Raw genomic sequence first — 19718 nt, forward strand, 5'->3', positions numbered from 1 at the left:
GCAGGCGTGCGATATGGCCCGCCATACGCATTCGGCAAGTCGCGAGTTACAGGCGAAGCAATTAGTTGAGCGGCGGTTCTTCCACCGCCAGCCGTCGGGCGACCTGCAGTGTCTGGATCACGAACAGCGCGATCAGCAGCAGGCCGACCGCGCCGACGAAGAGATCGAACCCGTTCAGCCCCCAGGCGATCGGGTGCTCGCGCCCGACCGCATACATGGTCAGCGTCAGCGCGATGAGCAGCAGCCGCAGCTCGGTGGGGCCAGCATTGAGGTAGGACAGGCGCAATTCGCCCAGCACGCGCACCGAGAGGAAGGCGTGGATCGACATCAGCAGGTAACCGGCCAGCGCCACCAGCGCCACTTCGAGCTGGACGTAGGGGCTGAACCCGATGCCCGCCACCAGCAGCGTGGTTGCCAGCCCGTCGCAGCTGTGATCGAGGAAATAGCCGTATCGCGGTCGTTCGATCTTGCGGAAGCGCGCGAGGCTGCCGTCGAGCGAATCGCCGAACCAGTGGACCACGTATCCGGCCACCGACAGCCACAGCCAGTCGCGGTCGGCATTGCTGCCCACATAGCCGGTGAAGACCATCAGTGCGCCGAGCATGCCGAAGGCGGTGAGCATGTCCGGAGACACGCGGCGCGGCAGGCGCGCACAGAGCCAGTTCAGGGCCCGGCGTTCGACCCGTGCGACGAGATTTTCCTGAATCCGGTCGATCGGGGTGATCTTGGGCTTGAAAGCCGGTTCCATCGACGGTGCTCCAGCTGGTGCGGCCTGGGCGCGATGATGCGCCCAGGCCGAATGGGTGTCCAGCCGCCCGGGGCTCAGCCCGGACGGTGCGCGCCCGACCGGCGACGGCGGTTGCCACCGCCAGCGGGGCGCTTGCCCTGCGGCCGTCCGCCCGCCGGGGCTCCGTCGCGCTTGGGTGCGCCCGCGCGGTTCGGATGCTTGTTCTTGACCTTGGGCTTACGCGCCGCGGCATCGCCGGTGGGGCGAACCCTGGGCCGCGCCAGCTTGGGCTTCTGCTCGCGCTTGGTCGGGCCGACACCCTCGACCACGGCGCGGAAATTGTCGGGCAGCGGCAGCCGTTCGAACTCGGCGTCGGTCTTCTTGCGGATGTCCTTGAGATAATCGCGCTCGTCCTCGGCGCAGAAGGCGATGGCGATACCGTCCTTGCCCGCACGCGCCGTGCGGCCGATGCGGTGGACATACTGCTCGGGCACGTTGGGCAGTTCGTAATTGATCACGTGGCTGACGCCGGGGATGTCGATCCCGCGTGCGGCGACGTCGGTCGCGATCAGGATCGGGGTCTTGGCGCTGCGGAACTCGCCCAGCGCGCGTTCGCGCTGCGGCTGGCTCTTGTTGCCGTGGATGGCATTGGCCGGAATGCCGCTCTGGCTGAGCTTCTTCACGATACGGTCGCAGCCATGCTTGGTCCGCGCGAAGATCAGGACGCGTTCGAACCTGCCTGGGACCCGGTGGCGCTCGGACAGGATCATCTCGAGCAGCGTCTGCTTCTCGTCCTGCTGCACCATGAAGAGGTACTGGTCGATCCGTTCGGCGGTGGTGCTTTCGGGCGTGACCGAGACCTTGATCGGGTTGCGGCAATATTTGCCGACGAGTTCCTGGATCTGCTTGGGCATGGTCGCGCTGAAGAACAGCGTCTGGCGATCATCGGGCACCAGCTGGCTGATCCGCCGCAGTGCGTGGATGAAGCCGAGATCGAGCATCTGGTCGGCCTCGTCGAGCACCAGCACCTCGACCTTGTCGAGCGTGAAGGCCTTCTGGTCGATCAGATCGAGCAGGCGACCGGGCGTGGCGACGAGGATGTCGGTGCCGCGGTGGAGCTTGTTGCGGTCCTTGTTGACCGAGGTGCCGCCAACGATCGACTGCACCTTGAGGCCCGCCAGCGCGCCGTAATCCTTGGCGCTCTGGGCGATCTGGCCGGCGAGCTCGCGCGTCGGGGCGAGCACCAGCATGCGGCACGATTTGAACGGCGTCTGCTTGTCGGCCTCGCGCAGCCGGTCGATGCTGGGCAGCATGAAGGCGGCGGTCTTGCCGGTGCCGGTCTGCGCGATGCCCATCAGGTCGCGCCCTTCGAGCACGGGCGGAATCGCCTGCGCCTGGATCGGCGTGGGTTGGTTATAGCCTTTAAGGTCGAGGGCCTGGAGGACGGGCTGCGACAGCCCGAGGTCTGAAAACTGTGTCATGTAAACTCGCATTCGTGATGCGGCGCGCCGACGGTTCCTGGGCGGAATCCGGGCGCGGTCGCGGGGTTGAATAACCACCCGCGTGAAAAGGGAAGTCTGGAAAAAATGGACCGAGGCGCGGCCGGGGCGATGGATGTATGCCGATCGCCGCTTCACGCTGGCTAGCGCGCTTCGATAGGTCCATGTGGACGCATGTTGCGCAAAAGTCAACCAAAGCGTGTGCAACTGCGAAAAGCCTTGCAGGAAAAGCACTTTTGGCTTACCGAAACTTCCATTGCAGGCCGAGCTACGCGACCCTGCGACTGAGAGACCGAACGTGCTCCCCGCAATATGGAGCACAGGCCTTGGACCTCAACCAGCTACTCTATCACCACCAACTCGCGCTCCTACGCGTCAGTCGTCGGCTGCCCGATGACCGTGAGGAACCGTCGCTCGTCGATCACTATGCGCGCCGCATCCGGGACCGCCTGGCTACGGACGAGGCTGCGCTGAACCCGATAATCTGGTCGCACACCGTCCAATGACCGAGCGATATCTCGTCGCCGCAGCCCTGATTGTCATGCTCGTGATTGTCGGAGCAATCATAACCTGGGGGACCATTCGCAACAACCGTGCGAAGAGCTGGAGCGGGCGCGAGCGAGCCTATCGGCGCGCGGAAGAGCGCGCGCAAGATGCCGCGGGCGAGCAGCCATGATCGGTGTCGCAAGCCGCCACCCGGTACGAATGGGGACCGCATTGCGCTGCGCGCATACGGCCAAACTGTGCGCGATGCCCCGCCCTGCCGAAGTGAGAACTGCTGCAGCGGCGATCCGGCCTGCCAGGCCCGGGGTGCAGCGATGACGGGCGAAAGCAGCGACGGAAACGAGCGCGGTACACCGACGCCTCGGCGAAGGACGGCCCGCCAGAGCCACCGCATGCCGCCCGACCAGGGTAAGCGGCAGGGCGCCATCGCGGCGCTGGCCTATGTCGAGCTGGGCGGACGCGAGGCCGCACTGCAGTTCCTCAACACCTTCGATCGGGTGATCAATGCACGACCGCTCGACCTGGCTTCTGCCAGCGAGGAGGGGTTCGCCACGGTAGTAGCGCTTCTCGCAGCACGGTCCTGATTCACCCCCCGGTCGCGACACCGGGGATGGACAAGCGATCCCCCCGGTAGCATCGACGGGACGTCGAACCGGGGGGACGCCATGCAATGACCGAGTCAATACTTCGCCGGCTGGCGGGACCGGGGCTGATCTTCACCGGGGCGGCGATCGGCACCTCGCATCTCGTCCAGTCGACCCGCGCGGGCGCGATGTTCGGGGTGGCGCTGGTGGGCGTGATCATCCTCGCCAACCTTCTCAAATACCCGGCCTATCGCTTCGGGGTGGACTATGCCCATGTCCGCCGCCGCTCGCTGCTGTCGGGCTATCGCGAGCTGGGCGTCTGGGCGGTCTGGCTGTTCCTGATCGCGGTGATCCCGCTGGTGCCGATCGTCTATGCCGCGCTGGGTGCGGCGACGGCGGGGATCTTCGCCACGATATTCGGGCCGCTGCTGCCGATGCCGGTGATGGCCTCGCTGGTCATCGCGCTGGCCTCGCTGCTGCTGCTCGTGGGCGGCTATCGCCTGCTCGACAGGGTCAACGGCGTGCTGCTGGCCTTCCTCGTGATCTCGACCGTCCTCACCACGCTCATGGTCCTGCCGCGCGTCGAATGGGGGACGCTGACCGACATCTCCTGGACCGGCCAGACCAAGGCGCTGCTGTTCATCGTCGCGCTGGCCGGCTTCATGCCCAACCCGGTCGACGTGTCGGTGGCGCTCTCGCTGTGGAAGGTCGAGGCCGACAGCGGCCTGCCAGAGGGCACACACCCTTCCATAGTTAAAGCTCGCTCGAGCTTCCTGTGGCCCTATGTGATGACCGCGCTGATGGCGGTGTGTTTCTGCATCATGGGCGCGGGCGTGATGCACGCACAGCACATTGCCCCCCTGCCCGACGCCCCCGGCTTCGCGGGGCAGCTGGTCGATCTCTACCGCGAGGCGCTGGGGCCGACCGCCGCCGCGCTGGCCGCGGTGGCCGCGCTCTCGGTGATGCTGACCACGGTGATCGCCGCGATCGACGCCTATGCGCGCACGCTGCCCGCCGCGATGGAGGTGCTGCGCGGCGGCGACAACGAGACCGGCACGCGGGCCGAATATGTCGCGAGCTGCCTCGTCCTCGCGGCTCTGGCGATCGTTGTGTTGTTCACGCTGATGCGCGAATTCACGACCTTCCTGGACTTTGTGACCAGTGCCACCTTCGTTGTCGCGCCGCTGCTGGCGCTGCTCAACTATCTCGTGGTCACGCGCTGCGCCATGCCCGAGGAGGCTCGCCCCACCACCGCGATGAAGGCGCTGAGCCTGACCGGCGTGGCGGTGATGGGCGCGCTGGCGGTGATGTATTTCGCGCTCGTCTGAGCCGCGTCAGACCTGGCGGAAGTTCATCGTCGCGTTGAGCGCGAAAACCGCCAGCCCGGCGAAGACCGAGACCACCACCCGCGCGACGAGGTAGTTCATCGGGGTGAATTCGGTCAGCACCCAGAACAGCCCCACCGTTACCGCGAGGCCGACCAAGGCGTTCAGCAGGAACAGCGCATAGCCGGTGGCGACATGGCGCTCCGACCCGGCGAAGATCCATGTGCGCCCGAAGACGTAGTGGATCGAATTGGCGGTGAGGAAGCTGATCGCCGTCGCGAGCACGGGATCGACGCCCGCCCGTTCGACCAGCAGCCACAGCGCCCCCAGCCCGACGAGGAAAACCCCGGTGCTGACCACCGTGTTGCGCAACAGCATGCCGCCGACGCGGCGCTTGAAAAAGCGGGCGATCATGGATCTTGGCGCGGCCTAGGCGGCGGCCAGACCCTTGGGTGCGGGCTGCGGATTGTCCTCGCCCGCGTCGCGCCATTCGGTCAGCCGCGGCGCGCCGAACCACAGGAACAGCAGCGGCAGCTTGATGAACAGGAGCTCGGAATGGATCAGCCGGTCGATCCACCGTTCCCACGCATTGGGCATGCGCCGCTGGTTCTCGGACAGCCATTTGTCATAGGGCAGGAAGTGGTCGGGCTCGTCGACATGGACCACCTCGAAGATGCGGTGCAGCGCCTTGTCCTGCTTGACGATCGGGTGTTCGAGCAGGATCTCGACCTGCTTGAGCCCGCGCTTCTCGGTCAGCGAGATGACCCTACAAAGGCGCTCGAACAGATCGTCGCTGGCGATGATCGCATCGGTATCGAGGCTGTCGATGGTGCAGCCGAAGGTGATCTCGATGAAGCGGTCGATATGGCCGAACATGCGGTCGAGCGCGATCGGCATCTGCCCGCGCAGCTGGAACCAGCGCTTGAACATGGTGTAGTGCTTGCGCTCGTCGGCGCGGTGCTTCTCGACCGCGGCGATCAGCTCCGTCGCCTCGGGATGCTTCGCGCGCACCGCCTCGAGCACCCGATCGAGCGCGGTATAACCGCGATGCTCGTTATAGATGTAGATCGACCCGAGAAGGTCGAGATAGCGACGCGCGAACCACTGTTTCATAGGCGGAGTTTATCACGTCCACCCCGGACGCGTCACGCGCTTTGGGGGATCGCCCCATCGCTAACCCAACACCACGCCGTCTGCCGGGGCGCTGACGGTCCAGACGACGCCATCCGGTTCGGGTCGCCATTCGACTGCGCCGCGCAGCGCCATCTGCGGATTGCGCGCGATGATGACCGAGCCGAAGCCGGTCCGTGTGGGCGGCTCGACCGGGGGGCCGCCGCTCTCGCGCCACTCCATGCGGAAGATGGCCTCGGCGCCCCTGCCCTCGACCGACCAGCTCACCGCCACGCGGCCCTCCGCCTCCGACAGCGCGCCGTATTTCATCGCATTGGTCGCCAGTTCGTGGATCGCGAGGCCGAGCGCTTCCGCGGGGCGCGGCTGGAGCCTCAGGTGGTCGGGCCCGCTCAGCTCGATGCGGCCATCCGCCAGCCCCCCGACATGGCTCACCTGCGAAACGACGAGATCGCGCAAGAGAACCCCACTCCAGTTCTGGTCACTGAGCAAATCGTGGTTCGCCGACAGCGCCTCGATCCGTCGGTCGAGCGCGGCGACCATGTCGCTGTCAGCCCCGCGCATGGTCTGGCGCACAATCGCCTGGATCGTGGCGAGGATGTTGCGCGCACGGTGGTTCACCTCGTCCATCAGCAGGCGGATGCGTTCGTTGGATTCGCGCTGCTCGGTAATGTCGGTATTGGTCCCGCACCACAGGATCACATTGCCGGCATCGTCCTTGAGCGCGCTGGCGCGTGAGAGGAACCAGCGGAACTCGCCGTCGGTGCCGCGCAGGGGGAAAGTGTCCTCCCAATCCTCGCCGGTGTCCCAGGCATGCTGGATGCGCTCGACCACGCGATCGATGTGGTCGGGATGGTGGACCGCCTTCCAGCCCCAGCCCTGCATCTCTTCGAGCGTGGTGCCAGTGTAATCGTACCAGCGCTGGTTGTACCAGTAGATCCAGCCCTTGCTGTCGGCCATCCAGGCGAGCTGCGGGATGTTCTGCGCCAGCGCCTCGAACTGCCGCTGCGATTCGCGCAATTCGCGCCGCAGATCGGTCATCTCGCGCAGATCGTTGGCGATCTTCGAAGCGCCGACGACGCGGCCCTCCGCGTCTCTGATCGGCGAGACGGTGATCGCCAGCGGGATCGCCGCCCCGTCCTTGTGCAGGCGGAGCGTCTCGAATTTGGGGACGATCTCGCCCGCTCGGATGCGCGCGAGGATCGCATCCTCCTCGTCCTGGCGATCCTCGGGGATCACCCGGCGGATCGACTGGCCGACGATTTCCTCGGCCGTCCAGCCGAACAGCCGCTCGGCCGCCGCATTCCAGCTGCGCACCACGCCGTCGAGATCCTTCGAGACGATCGCATCGCTCGAATGCTGCACGATTGCCGCCAGCTGTGCGTCGCCGCTCGCCCGATCCCTGTCCATCGACACCCGGTTAGCACGGTGTCGCGTGGGGGAAAACGATTCCTAGCCGAGCCCCGCCGCGGCCAGCAGCGCCTCGGTGCTGGCGTCGAATTCCTCGCCGCCCTGCTCGATCGCCTTGGCCATCTGCTTGCCCAGCTCGACACCGAACTGGTCGAAGGGGTTGATCCCCATCAGCACGGCATTGGCGAAGGTGCGATGTTCGTGGAAGGCGATCAGCGCGCCGAGCGCGGCGGCGTCGAGATCGTCGCAGAGGATCGTCGCAGAAGGACGGTCGCCCGGATAGTTGCGCGCGGGGTCCTCGCCCGCCTTGCCCGCCATCAGCGCGGCGCCCTGCGCGAAACAGTTCATCAGCAGGATGCGATGATGCGCAGGGTCGAGCTCGTCGCCCGGCGCCACGCTGGCGATGAAATCGACCGGCACCAGATGCGTGCCCTGGTGGAGCAGCTGGAACACCGCGTGCTGAGCATCGGTGCCCACCCCGCCCCAGGTGATCGGCGCGGTCGGCCCTTCAACCGGCTGCTGGTCGGCAGTGACGCGCTTGCCGTTCGATTCCATCTCGAGCTGCTGCAGGTAGTCGGGGAACAGGCCGAGCCGTTCGTCATAGGCGAACACGCCACGCGTCTGGCAGCCGCGCACGCGGGTGTAGTAGAGATCGGCGAAGGCCGCGCGCAGGACGAGGTTTGCCGCCCCGTCGGTGTCGCGGAAATGGTCGTCGACCGCCCTGGCACCGGCGAGGAAGGCGCGGAAGTCCTCCATCCCCACCGCCATGGCAATCGGGAAGCCGATCGAGGACCAGATCGAATAGCGACCGCCGACGCTTTCCTGGAACGGCAGGATGCGCGTCTCGTCGACGCCCCATTCGACCGCGCCCTCGGGATTGGCGGTCAGCGCGATCACGCGCCCGCCTGGATCGGCGACTCCGTTGTCGCGCAGCCATTTGAGCGCGCTTTCGGCGTTGGTCATGGTCTCGATCGTGGTGAAGGTCTTGCTTGCCACCGCGACCAGTGTCTTGGCCGGATCGCATTTCGCGAAAGCCGCTTCCAGTGCCACGCCGTCGATGTTCGAGACGACATGCACGTCGCAATAGGAGAGATCGCGGCTCAGCGCGTCGACACCCAGCGCCGGACCCAGCGCGCTGCCGCCGATGCCGATGTGGATGAGGTGCTCGACCTCGCCCAGCGCGCCCTGGTGGATCGCCCCGACCAGCATGCCCATGCGGTCGATCAGCGCCATCGCCTCCTCGACCTTGGCCGGGTCGCCGGTGCCGCGCAGCGTCGCATGATCGGCGGCGCGGCCCTCGGTCGGGTTGACCACCTCGCCGCCGAACAGCTTGGCGCGCATGCCGGCGAAATCCATCGCTTCGGCCAGTTCCTCGAACGCAGCGATCACCGCGCGGTCGAGATGCGTCTTCGACCAGTCGAACAATATGCCGCCGCCGCCGGTTTCCCCGGGCAGGTTGATCCGGCCCGAAAGCATCGCCACGCGGTCCGCGCCGCCCGGCTCGTCGGCCCCCTCGCCGCCGTCGCGCGCGGCGCTGAACAATTCGCCCAGCGTCGGGCGCGGCAGGGTGTCGAGCTTGTCCCAGATCGCAGCGGCTAGGGTCATCGTTCAAAAATCCTTTCGGTTGGTGAGGTGCGCGACTAGGGAACTCGGCGATGATTGAGAACCCCGCATGACAGAGCAAGCGCTGGACAAATCCTCGCCCGAAACCCAAGCGGTCGAACCCGAAAACAAGGAAACGCTGGGCAGTTTCCTGTGGTTCGTCGTCAAGCTGGTGATCGCGGTGCTGATATTCCGCAGTTTCATCTTCTCGCCCTTCACCATTCCCAGCGAATCGATGCTGCCCAATTTGCGCAATGGCGACTACCTCGTCGCGGCCAAATGGCCCTACGGCATTTCGCGCTTCTCGCTCCCGGGCGAGCCCAAGTTGTTCGAGGGGCGGATCTTCGCGCATCTGCCCGAGCGCGGCGACGTGGCGATCTTCAAGCATCCGGTGACCGGCGCCGACTACGTCAAGCGCGTGATCGGCCTGCCCGGCGACACGGTGGCGGTGCGCGACGGCGTCGTCATCCTCAACGGCGAGCCGCTACAGCGCGAGGATGCCGGCGTTGCCGACATCCCGATGAGCGCCAACACGGGCTGCCGCCGCGACGGCGGCGAAGTGGTCGACGGTACCGTCTGCCGCTACCGCCGGTTCCGCGAGACGCTGCCTTCGGGCAAGAGCTACATGACGCTCGATTTCGGTTCGGTCGGCCCGCGCTTCCTCACCGGCGCGACGGGCGGACTGAGCCTCGACAAGGATGGCCGTCCGCTGCGGATCGATCCCGACAACACCGCCCCGGTCGTGGTGCCCGCAGGCAAGCTGTTCATGATGGGCGACAATCGCGACAATTCGATGGACAGTCGCTATCCCGCCGTGCCCAAGGGCGGCGTCGGGCTGGTCGATGCCGACCTGCTGATCGGGCGCGCCAGCATGGTGCTGTGGTCGACCGACGGCAGCCTCGAGTGGATCAAGCCATGGACCTGGATCACCTCGGCGCGCTGGGACCGGATCGGAAGCGACATATGAGCGCGCTCAAACCCGAAACGCGCGCATGGCTCGACGAGACCGGCTTTGCGGTGCGCGACGAGGCGCTGTGGTTCGCCGCGCTGACGCATGGCAGCATGGGCGAGAAGCAGGACTACGAGCGGCTCGAGTTCCTCGGTGATCGCGTGCTCGGCCTGACCATCGCCGACTGGCTCTATGCGCAGAGCGAAGCACCCGAGGGCAAGCTGGCGCAGCGCCTCAATGCGATCGTCAGCCGTGCCATGTGCGCCCAGGTGGCGCGCGGCATCGGCCTGCCGCCGCATATCCGCATCTCCAAGCAGGCGAGCAGCGACGGCGGACGCGACAGCGACAACATCCTCGGCGACGTGATCGAGGCGCTGCTCGGCGCGCAATTCCTCGACAATGGCTTCGACGCCTCGCGCGAGCTGGTGCATACGCTGTGGCGCCCCGCACTCGAGAGCGGTGCGGGCAAGGCCAAGCATCCCAAGAGCGCGCTGCAGGAATGGGCCGCTGGCAACCAGCGCCGCCCGCCCGAATACGAACTGATCGACCGCTCGGGCCCCGACCATGCGGCGCGCTTCACCGTCCGGGTGTCGGTCCACAAGGTCGGCGAGGCCGTGGGCATGGCGAGCAGCAAACAGGAAGCGGAAAAGGAGGCGGCGCGCGAATTCATGGAGAAATACGGGTGATTCTGGCGACTATCCTTCGACAAGCTCAGGACGAGCGGAATTGATATGACCGATACGAAAACGAAATGCGGCGTCGTCGCCGTTCTGGGCGCCCCCAATGCGGGCAAGAGCACGCTGGTGAACCAGCTGGTCGGGCAGAAAGTGGCGATCACCAGCGCAAAGGCGCAGACCACCCGCGCGCGCATGATGGGCGTCGCGCTGCACCACGGCGATGACGCCGAAACACAGATGATCCTAGTCGATACGCCGGGCATCTTCGCGCCCAAGCGGCGGCTCGACCGGGCGATGGTCAGCGCCGCCTGGGAAGGCGCCGAGGCGGCCGACGCGGTGTTGCTGCTGGTCGATCCGGTCAAGCAGCGCCGCCACGAACTCGAGCCGCTGATCGAACAGATCGCGCAGCGCCCCGAACGCAAGATCCTGGTGCTCAACAAGGTCGACGTCGCCAAGAAGGAGCCGCTGCTCGCCTTGGCGCAGGAACTGACCGGCAAGGTCGATTTCGCCGAGGTCTACTTCGTCTCCGCGCTCACCGGCGACGGTGTGCCCGAGATGAAAGACGCGCTCGCAGGGATGATGCCCGAGGGGCCGTGGATGTATCCCGAGGACCAGGTTTCCGACGCCAGCGAACGCCTGCTCGCGACCGAAATCACCCGCGAACAGCTCTATCGCCAACTGCACGAGGAACTGCCCTACGATAGCGCGGTGCGACCGGAGAAATACATCGAGCGGCCCGACGGCAGCGTCGAGATCCACCAGCAAATCGTGGTCATGCGCGACAACCAGCGCGCGATCGTGCTCGGCAAGGGCGGCAGCCGCATCAAAGCGATCGGCGAGGCGGCACGCAAGGAGCTGTCCGAAATGCTCGGCCAGAAGGTCCACCTCTTCCTCCACGTGAAGACCGACGAGCGCTGGAGCGAGGACAAGGAAATGTTCGAGGAAATGGGGCTCGACTGGAAGAGCTGATGCGGGGGGCGGCGGTGATCGACGGCGGTCAAGCCTTGCTCCACCTCGGGGCGGCGCTCGCCGTCGGCCTGATGATCGGCATCGAGCGCGGCTGGAACCTGCGCGGGGAAGAGCCCGGTTCGCGCGTCGCGGGCATCCGCACCTTCACGCTGCTGGGCCTCCTCGCGGGGCTGAGCGGGCTGCTCGGGTCGCAGGGATACACGGTTGTTTCAGGGCTGGTGATCGCCATCACTGCCGCGGTGGTCGCGATTGGCTATTCGCGCTCGGCACTCGCCAGCGGCAGGCCCGATGCGACCAGCGCCGTGGCCGCAATGGTCACGCTGGGGCTCGGTTTTCTCGCGGGCATCGGCGAACCCGCGCTGGCGGTGGCTGGGGCGGCGGTGACCGTCCTCATACTCGCGCTGCGCACCGAGATGCATAGCTGGGTCGGCGCGCTCGACGAAGCCGACATCAAGGCCTTCGCCCGCTATGCCGTGATCGCGCTCGCAGTGTACCCCTTCCTGCCGGAGGGCCGCTATGGCCCCTACGATGCGTGGGAGCCGCGAACGCTGTGGCTGGTGGTGATCGTGGTCACCGGCTTCTCCTTCGCCGGCTATGTCGCCAACCGGATGTTCGGCGCGCGGCGCGGGACCATCGCCACCGCGGTAATCGGCGGCGCCTACAGCTCGACCGCGGTGACCTATTCCTTCGCGCAGAAGCTCGGTGCGGGCGAAGGCGGCGGCGCGGAGAACGCCGGGATCGCGCTGGCGACGGCGGTGATGTACCTGCGCGTGATCGTGCTGGTCGCCCTGCTCTCGACGCGGCTGCTGGTGCCCTTCGTGATGGTCGTCACGCCCGCGCTGCTGGCCGGCTTTGCGGTCGCCTGGTGGCTCTATCGCAAGGCGCCGTCAGGGGGCGATGCGGCCCCGCCGGGCAATCCCATCGCGCTGCTGCCCGCCTTCACCTTCGTCGGTTTCGTCGCCGCCGCCGCGGTGGCCGCGCGCTGGGCCGAGGGCAGCTTCGGCGAACAGGGCATCGCGGTGTTGCTGCTGGTGATGGGCACGATGGATGTCGACGCGGCGATCGTCACCGCCGGTGGGCTCGACCCCGCCGCCATCGCCGCCCCGCTCGCCGCGCTCGCAATAGCCGGCACGATCCTTGCGAACATGGCGGTGAAGCTGGGGGTGACGCTCGCCTACGGCAGGCGCGAGGCACGGCCAGCGGCGTGGGCGCTCGCGGCGAGCATGGCGGTGCTGGGGGCGAGCCTCGTGGCGGGGTATTTGCGGCTCTGAGTGGCGCGGCACCCTCCGACCGACGCCTGTGGCGTCGCCCACCTCCCCTAATGGCTGCGCAATTCGGGGAGGACGGGTCAAACGGTCCTCCCTATTTTCGATGCAATCGCAAATGGGGAGGTGGCAGCGCGCAGCGCTGACGGAGGGGTTTTAGCGACGACAGGTGCGCATCAGCGCCTCTACGATCTCGCTGGGTGATTTCAGTACATCGGAGGCGGGAATGCGCAGGACCTCGATGCCGCGATCGCCGAGCCATTCGTCCCGCGCCGCATCGCGCCGCGCACGGTCGCCCATCTCGTGCGCGATCCCGTCGATCTCAACGCAGATTTTGGCGGACGCACAGTAGAAGTCGAGCACGTAGCGGCCGATCGGGTGCTGGCGCCGGAACTTGACCTCGCTTTGCCGACGCAGCTCGCGCCACAAAAGCACTTCGGGCAGCGACATGACGGCGCGTAGCTTACGCGCCCTGCCTACGTTTCCCTCTCGTTTCGGCCTCGGCAATTGGCCCCTCCGTCAGCCGCTTGCGCGGCTGCCACCTCCCCCAATGGCTTTGCAATTTGGGGAGGATCGATCAAGCGATCCTCTCCATTTTCGATGCAATCGCAAATGGGGATATGGCGCCGAGCAGTGCTGATTGAGGGGTAATTCTACCGTTTTTTGGCGATCCCGATCTTGTTCTTCTTGGCGAAGTCCTTGGTCGATTCCTCGCTGCGGCCCAGCGCCTTGGCGATTTCCTTGAGGCCCTTGCCCTTGGCGGCGAGCGTGCGGAGCTGGCCCGCTTCCTCGCCGGTCCAGGGTTGCTTGTGGCGCTCGAAACGCTCCTTGGCCATTAGTTGACCTCCGTCGACGAGAGATAGTGCGAAAGGAAACGATCGAAATATTCGCGTTCCCCATGGCGATCGGAACAATCCAGCATGCGCCTCAGAGTTTCTTCGGGAGGGTGACGATTGGCCACAGCAGCTGGAACATTGTGGAATATATCCGCGAGAACCTGTGCTGTCCGCAGGGACTCTGTCGCACGGATTTCGACTAGCGCAACACCCAGAATTTTCAGAAGGTCGTCCTCGGCGACTTGATATGCCATCAGCCCGCCGCCTTCTTCGCTGCGGGCTTCTTGGCCGGGGCCTTTTTCTTCGCCGCTGGCTTCTTCTTGGTCGGGGCCTTCTTCTTCGGTGCCGCCTTCTTCTTTCCCTTCGCCGGGCCCTTGGCCGCGCGGGCGTCGATCAGCTCGATCGCCTGTGCTTCGGTGACGTCCTCGGGCTTAACGTCCTTGGGGATCGTCGCATTGGTGGTGCCATCGGTGACATAGGGACCGTAGCGGCCGGGCATGACCTTGATCTCGCCGCCGCTGGTGGGATGTTCGCCTAGCGTCTTGATCGGTTCGGCCTTTCCGCGCCCACCCCCGCCGCGATTGGCGGCTTGCGCGAGGATGTCGACCGCGCGATTCATCCCGACCTCGAACACCTCGCGCGTGCTCTGCAATTTGCCGTACTTGCCATCGTGTCGCAGGTACGGTCCGTAACGGCCTATCGCAGCTTCGATTTCCTTGCCGGTCTCGGGATGCGTGCCGACGATCCGCGGCAGGGCGAGCAGCTTCAATGCCCATTCGAGATCGAAATCGTCGAGGTCCTTGGGAATGCTCGCGCGCTTGGCCTCCTTGCCCTCGCCTAGCTGGACATAGGGGCCGAAGCGACCGCTCTTGCGTTCGACCGGCAGGCCGGTTTCCGGATCCTCGCCCATCACGCCGTCATCGGCGCTCTCGTCGCCATCGGCGCCGCCGGGTTTGGCGAACTGGCGGGTGAACTTGCATTCGGGGTAATTGGCGCAGGCGACGAAAGCGCCGTAGCGGCCGCCGCGAAGTGCGAGCCGGCCACCCTCGCGCCCCTCGCTTTCGCACAGCGGGCAATGGCGCGGGTCCTTGCCGTCGGCGCGTTCGGGGAAGAGATAGTCGGAAAGGAAATCGTCGAGCACTTCGGTCACCTCCGAAGGCTTCTTGTCCATCACCTCTTCGGTCTTGGGCTTGAAGTCGCGCCAGAAGGCCTCGAGCAGCGTCTTCCAGTCCTCCTTGCCGTCCGATACCACGTCGAGCTCGTCCTCGAGCCCGGCGGTGTAGTCGAAGGCCACATATTGCGGGAAGAAGCGTTCGAGGAAGGCGGTCAGCAGGCGTCCCGATTCCTCGGCGAAGAAGCGGTTCTTCTCCATCCGCACATAGGCACGGTCGCGCAGCGTCTGGATGGTGCTGGCGTAAGTCGAGGGGCGACCGATGCCGAGTTCCTCGAGCCGCTTGACGAGGCTGGCTTCGGAAAAGCGCGGCGGCGGCTGGGTGAAGTGCTGATTGGCCTCGACACTGCGCTTCAGAGGTGCGTCGCCCTTGGAGATGGTGGGCAGCAGGCCATCCTCGTCGTCCTCGGCATCGTCGCGGCCTTCCTGGTAGACCGCGAGGAAGCCCGGGTATTTCACCACCTGGCCGGTGGCACGCAGCTCGTGACGCCCGGGCGGATCGCGCAGCGTCACCGTGGTCCGTTCGAGGCTGGCGGCGGCCATCTGGCTCGCCATGGCGCGCTTGAAGACGAGATCGTAGAGCTTGCCCTCGTCGCCCGAACCGGCGCGATCGCGATTGAAATCGGTCGGCCGGATCGCCTCGTGCGCTTCCTGCGCGTTCTTCGCCTTGGTCTTGTACATGCGCGGGGCATCGGGAAGCGCGTGGCCGCCGTAGCGATCGGCCACGGCTTTGCGACAGGCGGCGATCGCGCTGCCATCCATGCTCACCCCGTCGGTACGCATATAGGTGATCGCGCCCGCTTCGTAGAGCGACTGCGCCAGCCGCATCGTGTGGCTGGCCGAGAAGCCCAATTTGCGCGCGGCCTCCTGCTGCAGCGTCGAGGTGGTGAACGGCGGCGCGGGATTGCGCTTGAAGGGCTTGGTCTCGACCTCCTCGACCGTGAAGTTGGCTCCTTCGACCGCGGCCTTGGCCGCCATCGCGCTGCCTTCGTTGCCGAGCGTCAGCTTGTCGAGCTTGCTGCCGTCGTACTTGACCAGCCGCGCGTCGAACTCGGTCCCGTCATGCTGCAGCTTGGCGATCACCGACCAGTATTCGTCGGCGCGGAAATGCTCGATCTCGATCTCGCGATCGACGATCAGCCGCAGCGCGACCGACTGCACGCGGCCTGCGCTCTTCGCGCCAGGCAGACGGCGCCACAGCACCGGCGAGAGGGTGAAGCCATAGAGATAGTCGAGCGCGCGGCGCGCGAGATAGGCGTCGATCAGGTCCTGGTCGAGATCGCGCGGCGCCTTCATGGCGTCGGTCACCGCCTGCTTGGTGATCGCGTTGAAGGTCACCCGCTCTACATCCTTGGGCAGTGCCTTGCGCTTCTGCAGCAGCTCGCGGACATGCCAGCTGATCGCCTCGCCCTCGCGATCGGGGTCGGTGGCGAGGATCAGGCGGTCGGCCTTCTTGGCGTTGTCGGCGATTTCCTTGAAGCGGCTCTGCTTGTCGCGATAGAGTTCCCAGTCCATCGCGAAGCCTTCGTCGGGACGCACGCTGCCATCCTTGGGCGGCAGGTCGCGGACATGGCCGTAGCTGGCGAGGACCTTGAAGTCCTTGCCGAGGTATTTCTCGATGGTTTTCGCCTTGGCCGGCGATTCGACGATGACCAGTTGCATGGTGGAAAAGGCAGTCCCTTACGTGTGTACGTGCGTATACGCGCGAAAATGGGGACCGGGTCCGAAGACCGTCAAGCGCCAAAATCGGAACGGGCCGCCCGTATAGGAGGTACGGAGGCGGCCCGTCGCGAGCGCCGTTGGGGGGTGCCCGCTTTCCGATCTGGTGAACGGAAACGCGCCGAGTCGGCCGCTTCCGGGCGGCGAACATATGACAGAAACGACAGGCGCGCTTGCAGATTTGCGCCAATTTTACCGCACATCGACACGCCCGGCGGGGAGAGGGTCGACAGCCTTAGCCGACCAGGCTGACGCGCCCTCCCGCATGGCGTTCGAGCCGTCCGGCGACCTCGAGTTCGAGCAGTGCCAGTTGCACCGCGCTGGCGCTGTCGCCCGACTGGCGGATGAGCTCGTCGACCGCGACGGGGGCGGTGGTGAGCAGGCCGGCGACGTCGGCGGGCTCGGCATCGGCGAGCTCGCCCGGCTCGAAATCGAACGCCGGCGCAGTTTCGCGGAAAGTCGAGCGCGGCTGGCCGTCGAAGCCCGAGAGCAGCTCGGCCACATCCTCGGGCGACTGTACCAGCACCGCGCCTTCGCGGATCAGATGGTTGCAGCCGTGGCTGCGCGGCTCGAGCGGGCTGCCGGGGATCGCCATAACCTCGCGCCCCACCTCGCCCGCCAGCCGCGCGGTGATCAAGCTGCCCGACTTGACCGCCGCCTCGACCACCAGCGTGCCCGCGGCGAGCCCGGCGATGATGCGGTTGCGGCTGGGGAAGTGGCTGCCGCGCGGTTCGGTGCCCGGCGGCTGCTCTGCAAGCAGCAGGCCTTCCTCCGCGATCCGTTCCTGTAGCGCTGCATGCTGCGGTGGATAGGCAATGTCGATCCCGCTCGCGATGACCCCGATGGTATGGGGGAAGGCGCCTTCGTGTGCCGCGCCGTCGATCCCCCGCGCAAGGCCCGAGACGACCGCGAACCCCGCCTCGGCAAGGCCTGCCGCGAAATCGCGCGCCAGCTTGACCGCCGCCGCGCTCGCGTTCCGCGCACCGACCATGGCGACGCAGGGCCTTTCCGCCAGCGCCAGATCGCCGCGCCAGGTCAGGATCGGTGGCGCGCTTTCGAACGCGGCAAGCAGTGCGGGATAGCCCGGTTGGTCGTGGAACAGATATTTCGCGCCCGCCTTGCGCACCGCCTCCACTTCGCGCTCGACGAGTTCGAGCTTCGCGGGACGGTAGCGCCGCCCTCCCCGCGCCGAGAGTTCGGGCAGCGCGGCGAGCGCATCAACGGCGCTGCCGAAACGTTGCAGCAGCATGGCGTAGCTGACCGGCCCGACATGGGGCGAGCGCAACAGGCGGATGCGGGCGAAGGCCTCGTCCTGCGACAGCGCGGGCGGGCCCGCGTCGCTCACTCTTTCGAGCCGCCGACCCTGGGTTCCTCGCCCTTCATCAGCCGCGCGATATTGGTGCGGTGGAGATAGATGATCAGCAGCGCGATCGCAGCGAGGACGGGGAAGAACTGCGGATAGCCGAACAGCGGCGCGGCCGCCGCCGCCGCGACCACCGCGGCCATGCCGGCGAGCGAGGATATGCGGAAGATCGCCAGCACGCTCAGCCAGACGAAGGCGTAGGCGAGCCCGACCGGCAAGGCGAGGCCGAAGGAAACGCCGGCATTGGTGGCCACGCCCTTGCCGCCCTTGAAGCCGAGCCAGACGGGGAAGCAGTGCCCGATCACCGCCGCGCCCGCGGCGAAGGCTTGTCCGACCTCGCCCCACAGCTGGCCGGCGATGACCACCGGGGCGAGACCCTTGGCGAGGTCGAGCAACAGCGTCGCCGCAGCCAGCCCCTTGTTACCGGTACGCAGCACATTGGTCGCGCCGATATTGCCCGAACCGATCTTGCGCACGTCGCCCATGCCCGCGGCACGGGTGAGCAGGAGGCCGAAAGGGATCGAGCCGATCGCGTAGCCGAGCAGGGCTGCCAAAACTTCGTTCACGCCAATCTCCGGTATGGGCTGGGCGACCATGCCGCGCCCTTCCTCCTTGAACACGCTCTAAAAGCTAGTACGGCCCTTCGACAAGCTCAGGCCGCACGGAAAATCCACTTTGGACGCATCCTCCTCCCCCATCCTGCTGTTCGATTCGGGCGTCGGCGGCCTCACCGTGCTGGGCGAATTGCGCAAGCTCCTGCCCGACGCTCCGGTGATCTATGCCGCCGACATGGCCGGCCTGCCCTATGGCGCGAAGAGCGAGGCCGAAGTTGCCGCACGCGTCGCCGGTCTCCTCGGCCGCATGGCCGAACGCTACCAGCCGCGCTTGATCTGCATCGCCTGCAACACCGCCAGCACGATCGCGCTGGGGATGGTGCGCGACGTGCTCGCAACCCCGATCGTCGGCACCGTGCCCGCGATCAAACCCGCCGCGGCGATGACCCGGACGGGCGTCTTCGGCCTGCTCGGCACCGAGGCGACGATGCGCCAGAAATACGTCGACGACCTCGAGCACGAATTCGCCGTCGGCAAGCGGCTGCTGCGCCACGGCACCAACGGGCTGGTCCCGCTCGCCGAGGCCAAGCTGCGCGGCGAAAGCGTGCGGGTGGAGGACGTTGCCGAGGCGGCCAAGGGGCTGGTGCTCCAGTTGCACGGGCGCGAGATCGACACCATCGTGCTCGCCTGCACCCATTTCCCGCTGCTCGAAGACGAACTCCGCGCGGCCTTCGGCAAGGAGATCGCCTTCGTCCACGGGGCCGAGGGCATCGCGCGGCGCATCGCATCGCTGACCGAAGGACAGACCTTCGCCCGTACGGGCCCCGATCGAGCGGTAACCACCGGGGAGTTGGCCGATTTCGAACGTCTGGCCAAGGCCTTCGAAAGCCACGGCATCACCCGGCTCGAGCGGTTCTGATCCGGCAGTGGTTCTGGATCGCGCCGCCCTCGCCCAGCGCAGCCTGGAACGGCTGGTCCAAGTCGTCGGAGACATTACCGAACCCGTGCTGGAAACCTACTATGCGCGCCATCCGGATGCCCGCGCCTCCTTCGAGCACCACGGGCTTGGCCACACGCGAGAGCTGGAAGGCCGGATGGTCGCCGAGAGCCTCTATTTGCTGCTCGCCTGGGTCGAGGATCCGGTCAGGGCGAGAATCGATCACGGAACCGCGATCGTGCATCACAACGATACGTTGCTGGTGACGCCGCATTGGTACCTCGGCCTGGTGGACGCCACGCTGGAGATCCTGCTGACCACCATTCCCGCCGAAGCGGACGACGAAAGGGCCCTGTGGCTCAATGTCCGCGCCGAATTTGCGGCCTTCGTCGAAAGCCTGCGCAGCGAGTTCATCCGGCCCGGCGACGGACGCCCCCTCCCGGAGCTGAAGCCGTCCAACGGCTGAGAATCGCTCGCAAAGATCGCAGTGGCGAATTGC

Annotated in this window: 21 protein-coding genes; 9 read left to right on the forward strand and 12 right to left on the reverse strand. The window is 66.6% G+C overall.

The genetic code is table 11. From position 1 onward, the window contains the following. Positions 1-61: 61 nt before the first annotated feature. Positions 62-748, reverse strand: a complete 687-nt coding sequence (locus K3181_RS01795) for a CDP-alcohol phosphatidyltransferase family protein (protein ID WP_221600246.1) — start codon at positions 746-748, stop codon at positions 62-64. Positions 749-822: 74 nt separating this feature from the next. After that, the gene (locus tag K3181_RS01800; protein WP_221600247.1) at positions 823-2208 is read right to left on the reverse strand and encodes a DEAD/DEAH box helicase; all 1386 of its coding nucleotides are present in this window, start codon (positions 2206-2208) and stop codon (positions 823-825) included. A 520-nt stretch (positions 2209-2728) separates the two neighbouring features. Here K3181_RS01800 and K3181_RS01805 point away from each other — a divergent pair. From K3181_RS01805 to K3181_RS01815, 3 genes are all read left to right on the forward strand, one after another. Beyond that, on the forward strand, positions 2729-2902 hold the full coding sequence (locus K3181_RS01805) for a hypothetical protein (protein WP_221600249.1): 174 nt from the start codon (positions 2729-2731) through the stop codon (positions 2900-2902). Between the two features lie 142 nt (positions 2903-3044). Beyond that, positions 3045-3314, forward strand: a complete 270-nt coding sequence (locus K3181_RS01810) for a hypothetical protein (RefSeq protein WP_221600252.1) — start codon at positions 3045-3047, stop codon at positions 3312-3314. Positions 3315-3400: 86 nt separating this feature from the next. After that, the gene (locus K3181_RS01815) at positions 3401-4642 is read left to right on the forward strand and encodes an NRAMP family divalent metal transporter (RefSeq protein ID WP_221600254.1); all 1242 of its coding nucleotides are present in this window, start codon (positions 3401-3403) and stop codon (positions 4640-4642) included. Positions 4643-4648: 6 nt separating this feature from the next. Here the strand turns inward: K3181_RS01815 and K3181_RS01820 are convergent, their stop codons facing one another. From K3181_RS01820 to pgi, 4 genes are read right to left on the reverse strand one after another with little or no spacing between them, the layout of a single operon-like run. Next, the gene (locus K3181_RS01820) at positions 4649-5053 is read right to left on the reverse strand and encodes a GtrA family protein (RefSeq protein WP_221600256.1); all 405 of its coding nucleotides are present in this window, start codon (positions 5051-5053) and stop codon (positions 4649-4651) included. Positions 5054-5068: 15 nt separating this feature from the next. Next, positions 5069-5752 carry a ferritin-like domain-containing protein gene (locus K3181_RS01825; protein WP_221600259.1) on the reverse strand — a complete coding sequence of 228 codons (684 nt, stop codon included), beginning with the start codon at positions 5750-5752 and terminating at the stop codon, positions 5069-5071. 60 nt (positions 5753-5812) lie between these two features. Then, a complete protein-coding gene (locus K3181_RS01830) occupies positions 5813-7177 on the reverse strand; it encodes a sensor histidine kinase (RefSeq protein ID WP_221600261.1) in 1365 nt (454 codons plus the stop codon). Positions 7178-7219: 42 nt separating this feature from the next. Continuing rightward, a complete protein-coding gene (gene pgi / locus K3181_RS01835) occupies positions 7220-8782 on the reverse strand; it encodes a glucose-6-phosphate isomerase (protein WP_221600263.1) in 1563 nt (520 codons plus the stop codon). 67 nt (positions 8783-8849) lie between these two features. On the opposite strand from pgi, the gene lepB reads away from it, so the two are divergent. The 4 genes from lepB to K3181_RS01855 are packed head-to-tail and all read left to right on the forward strand — an operon-like array spanning position 8850 to position 12645. Continuing rightward, positions 8850-9746, forward strand: coding sequence for a signal peptidase I (lepB, locus tag K3181_RS01840; RefSeq protein WP_221600264.1), 897 nt, complete (start codon positions 8850-8852; stop codon positions 9744-9746). Then, positions 9743-10414: a ribonuclease III gene (gene rnc, locus K3181_RS01845; protein ID WP_221600266.1), complete on the forward strand. Its 672-nt coding sequence runs from the start codon at positions 9743-9745 to the stop codon at positions 10412-10414. Before lepB ends, rnc begins: the two co-directional genes overlap by 4 nt. Positions 10415-10459: 45 nt before the next feature. Then, positions 10460-11374: a GTPase Era gene (gene era / locus K3181_RS01850; protein ID WP_221600268.1), complete on the forward strand. Its 915-nt coding sequence runs from the start codon at positions 10460-10462 to the stop codon at positions 11372-11374. Continuing rightward, the gene (locus K3181_RS01855; RefSeq protein WP_221600271.1) at positions 11374-12645 is read left to right on the forward strand and encodes an MgtC/SapB family protein; all 1272 of its coding nucleotides are present in this window, start codon (positions 11374-11376) and stop codon (positions 12643-12645) included. The genes era and K3181_RS01855 overlap by 1 nt, the downstream gene beginning before the upstream one ends. 150 nt (positions 12646-12795) lie before the next feature. Here the strand turns inward: K3181_RS01855 and K3181_RS01860 are convergent, their stop codons facing one another. The 6 genes from K3181_RS01860 to plsY form a co-directional block, all read right to left on the reverse strand. After that, positions 12796-13089: an endonuclease domain-containing protein gene (locus K3181_RS01860; RefSeq protein WP_221600273.1), complete on the reverse strand. Its 294-nt coding sequence runs from the start codon at positions 13087-13089 to the stop codon at positions 12796-12798. 203 nt (positions 13090-13292) lie between these two features. Further along, entirely contained in the window at positions 13293-13475 is a 183-nt protein-coding gene (locus K3181_RS01865; RefSeq protein WP_221600275.1) for a hypothetical protein, read from the reverse strand. Beyond that, positions 13475-13729 (reverse strand): hypothetical protein, encoded by a 255-nt coding sequence (locus tag K3181_RS01870; RefSeq protein ID WP_221600277.1) that lies wholly within the window; start codon positions 13727-13729, stop codon positions 13475-13477. Before K3181_RS01870 ends, K3181_RS01865 begins: the two co-directional genes overlap by 1 nt. Then, positions 13729-16308: a type I DNA topoisomerase gene (topA, locus tag K3181_RS01875; protein WP_221600279.1), complete on the reverse strand. Its 2580-nt coding sequence runs from the start codon at positions 16306-16308 to the stop codon at positions 13729-13731. Before topA ends, K3181_RS01870 begins: the two co-directional genes overlap by 1 nt. Positions 16309-16600: 292 nt before the next feature. Then, positions 16601-17710, reverse strand: a complete 1110-nt coding sequence (gene dprA / locus K3181_RS01880; RefSeq protein WP_221600281.1) for a DNA-processing protein DprA — start codon at positions 17708-17710, stop codon at positions 16601-16603. Continuing rightward, positions 17707-18324 carry a glycerol-3-phosphate 1-O-acyltransferase PlsY gene (gene plsY / locus K3181_RS01885; protein ID WP_221600283.1) on the reverse strand — a complete coding sequence of 206 codons (618 nt, stop codon included), beginning with the start codon at positions 18322-18324 and terminating at the stop codon, positions 17707-17709. Before plsY ends, dprA begins: the two co-directional genes overlap by 4 nt. A 79-nt stretch (positions 18325-18403) precedes the next feature. Between plsY and murI the strand changes: the two genes are divergently transcribed. Then, positions 18404-19201 (forward strand): glutamate racemase, encoded by a 798-nt coding sequence (gene murI / locus K3181_RS01890; RefSeq protein ID WP_247714829.1) that lies wholly within the window; start codon positions 18404-18406, stop codon positions 19199-19201. A gap of 7 nt (positions 19202-19208) precedes the next feature. Further along, positions 19209-19685, forward strand: a complete 477-nt coding sequence (locus K3181_RS01895) for a hypothetical protein (RefSeq protein ID WP_221600284.1) — start codon at positions 19209-19211, stop codon at positions 19683-19685. The last annotated feature ends 33 nt before the right edge of the window (positions 19686-19718 follow it).

The organism is Qipengyuania mesophila, assembly GCF_019711655.1.
Taxonomy (GTDB): domain Bacteria; phylum Pseudomonadota; class Alphaproteobacteria; order Sphingomonadales; family Sphingomonadaceae; genus Qipengyuania; species Qipengyuania mesophila.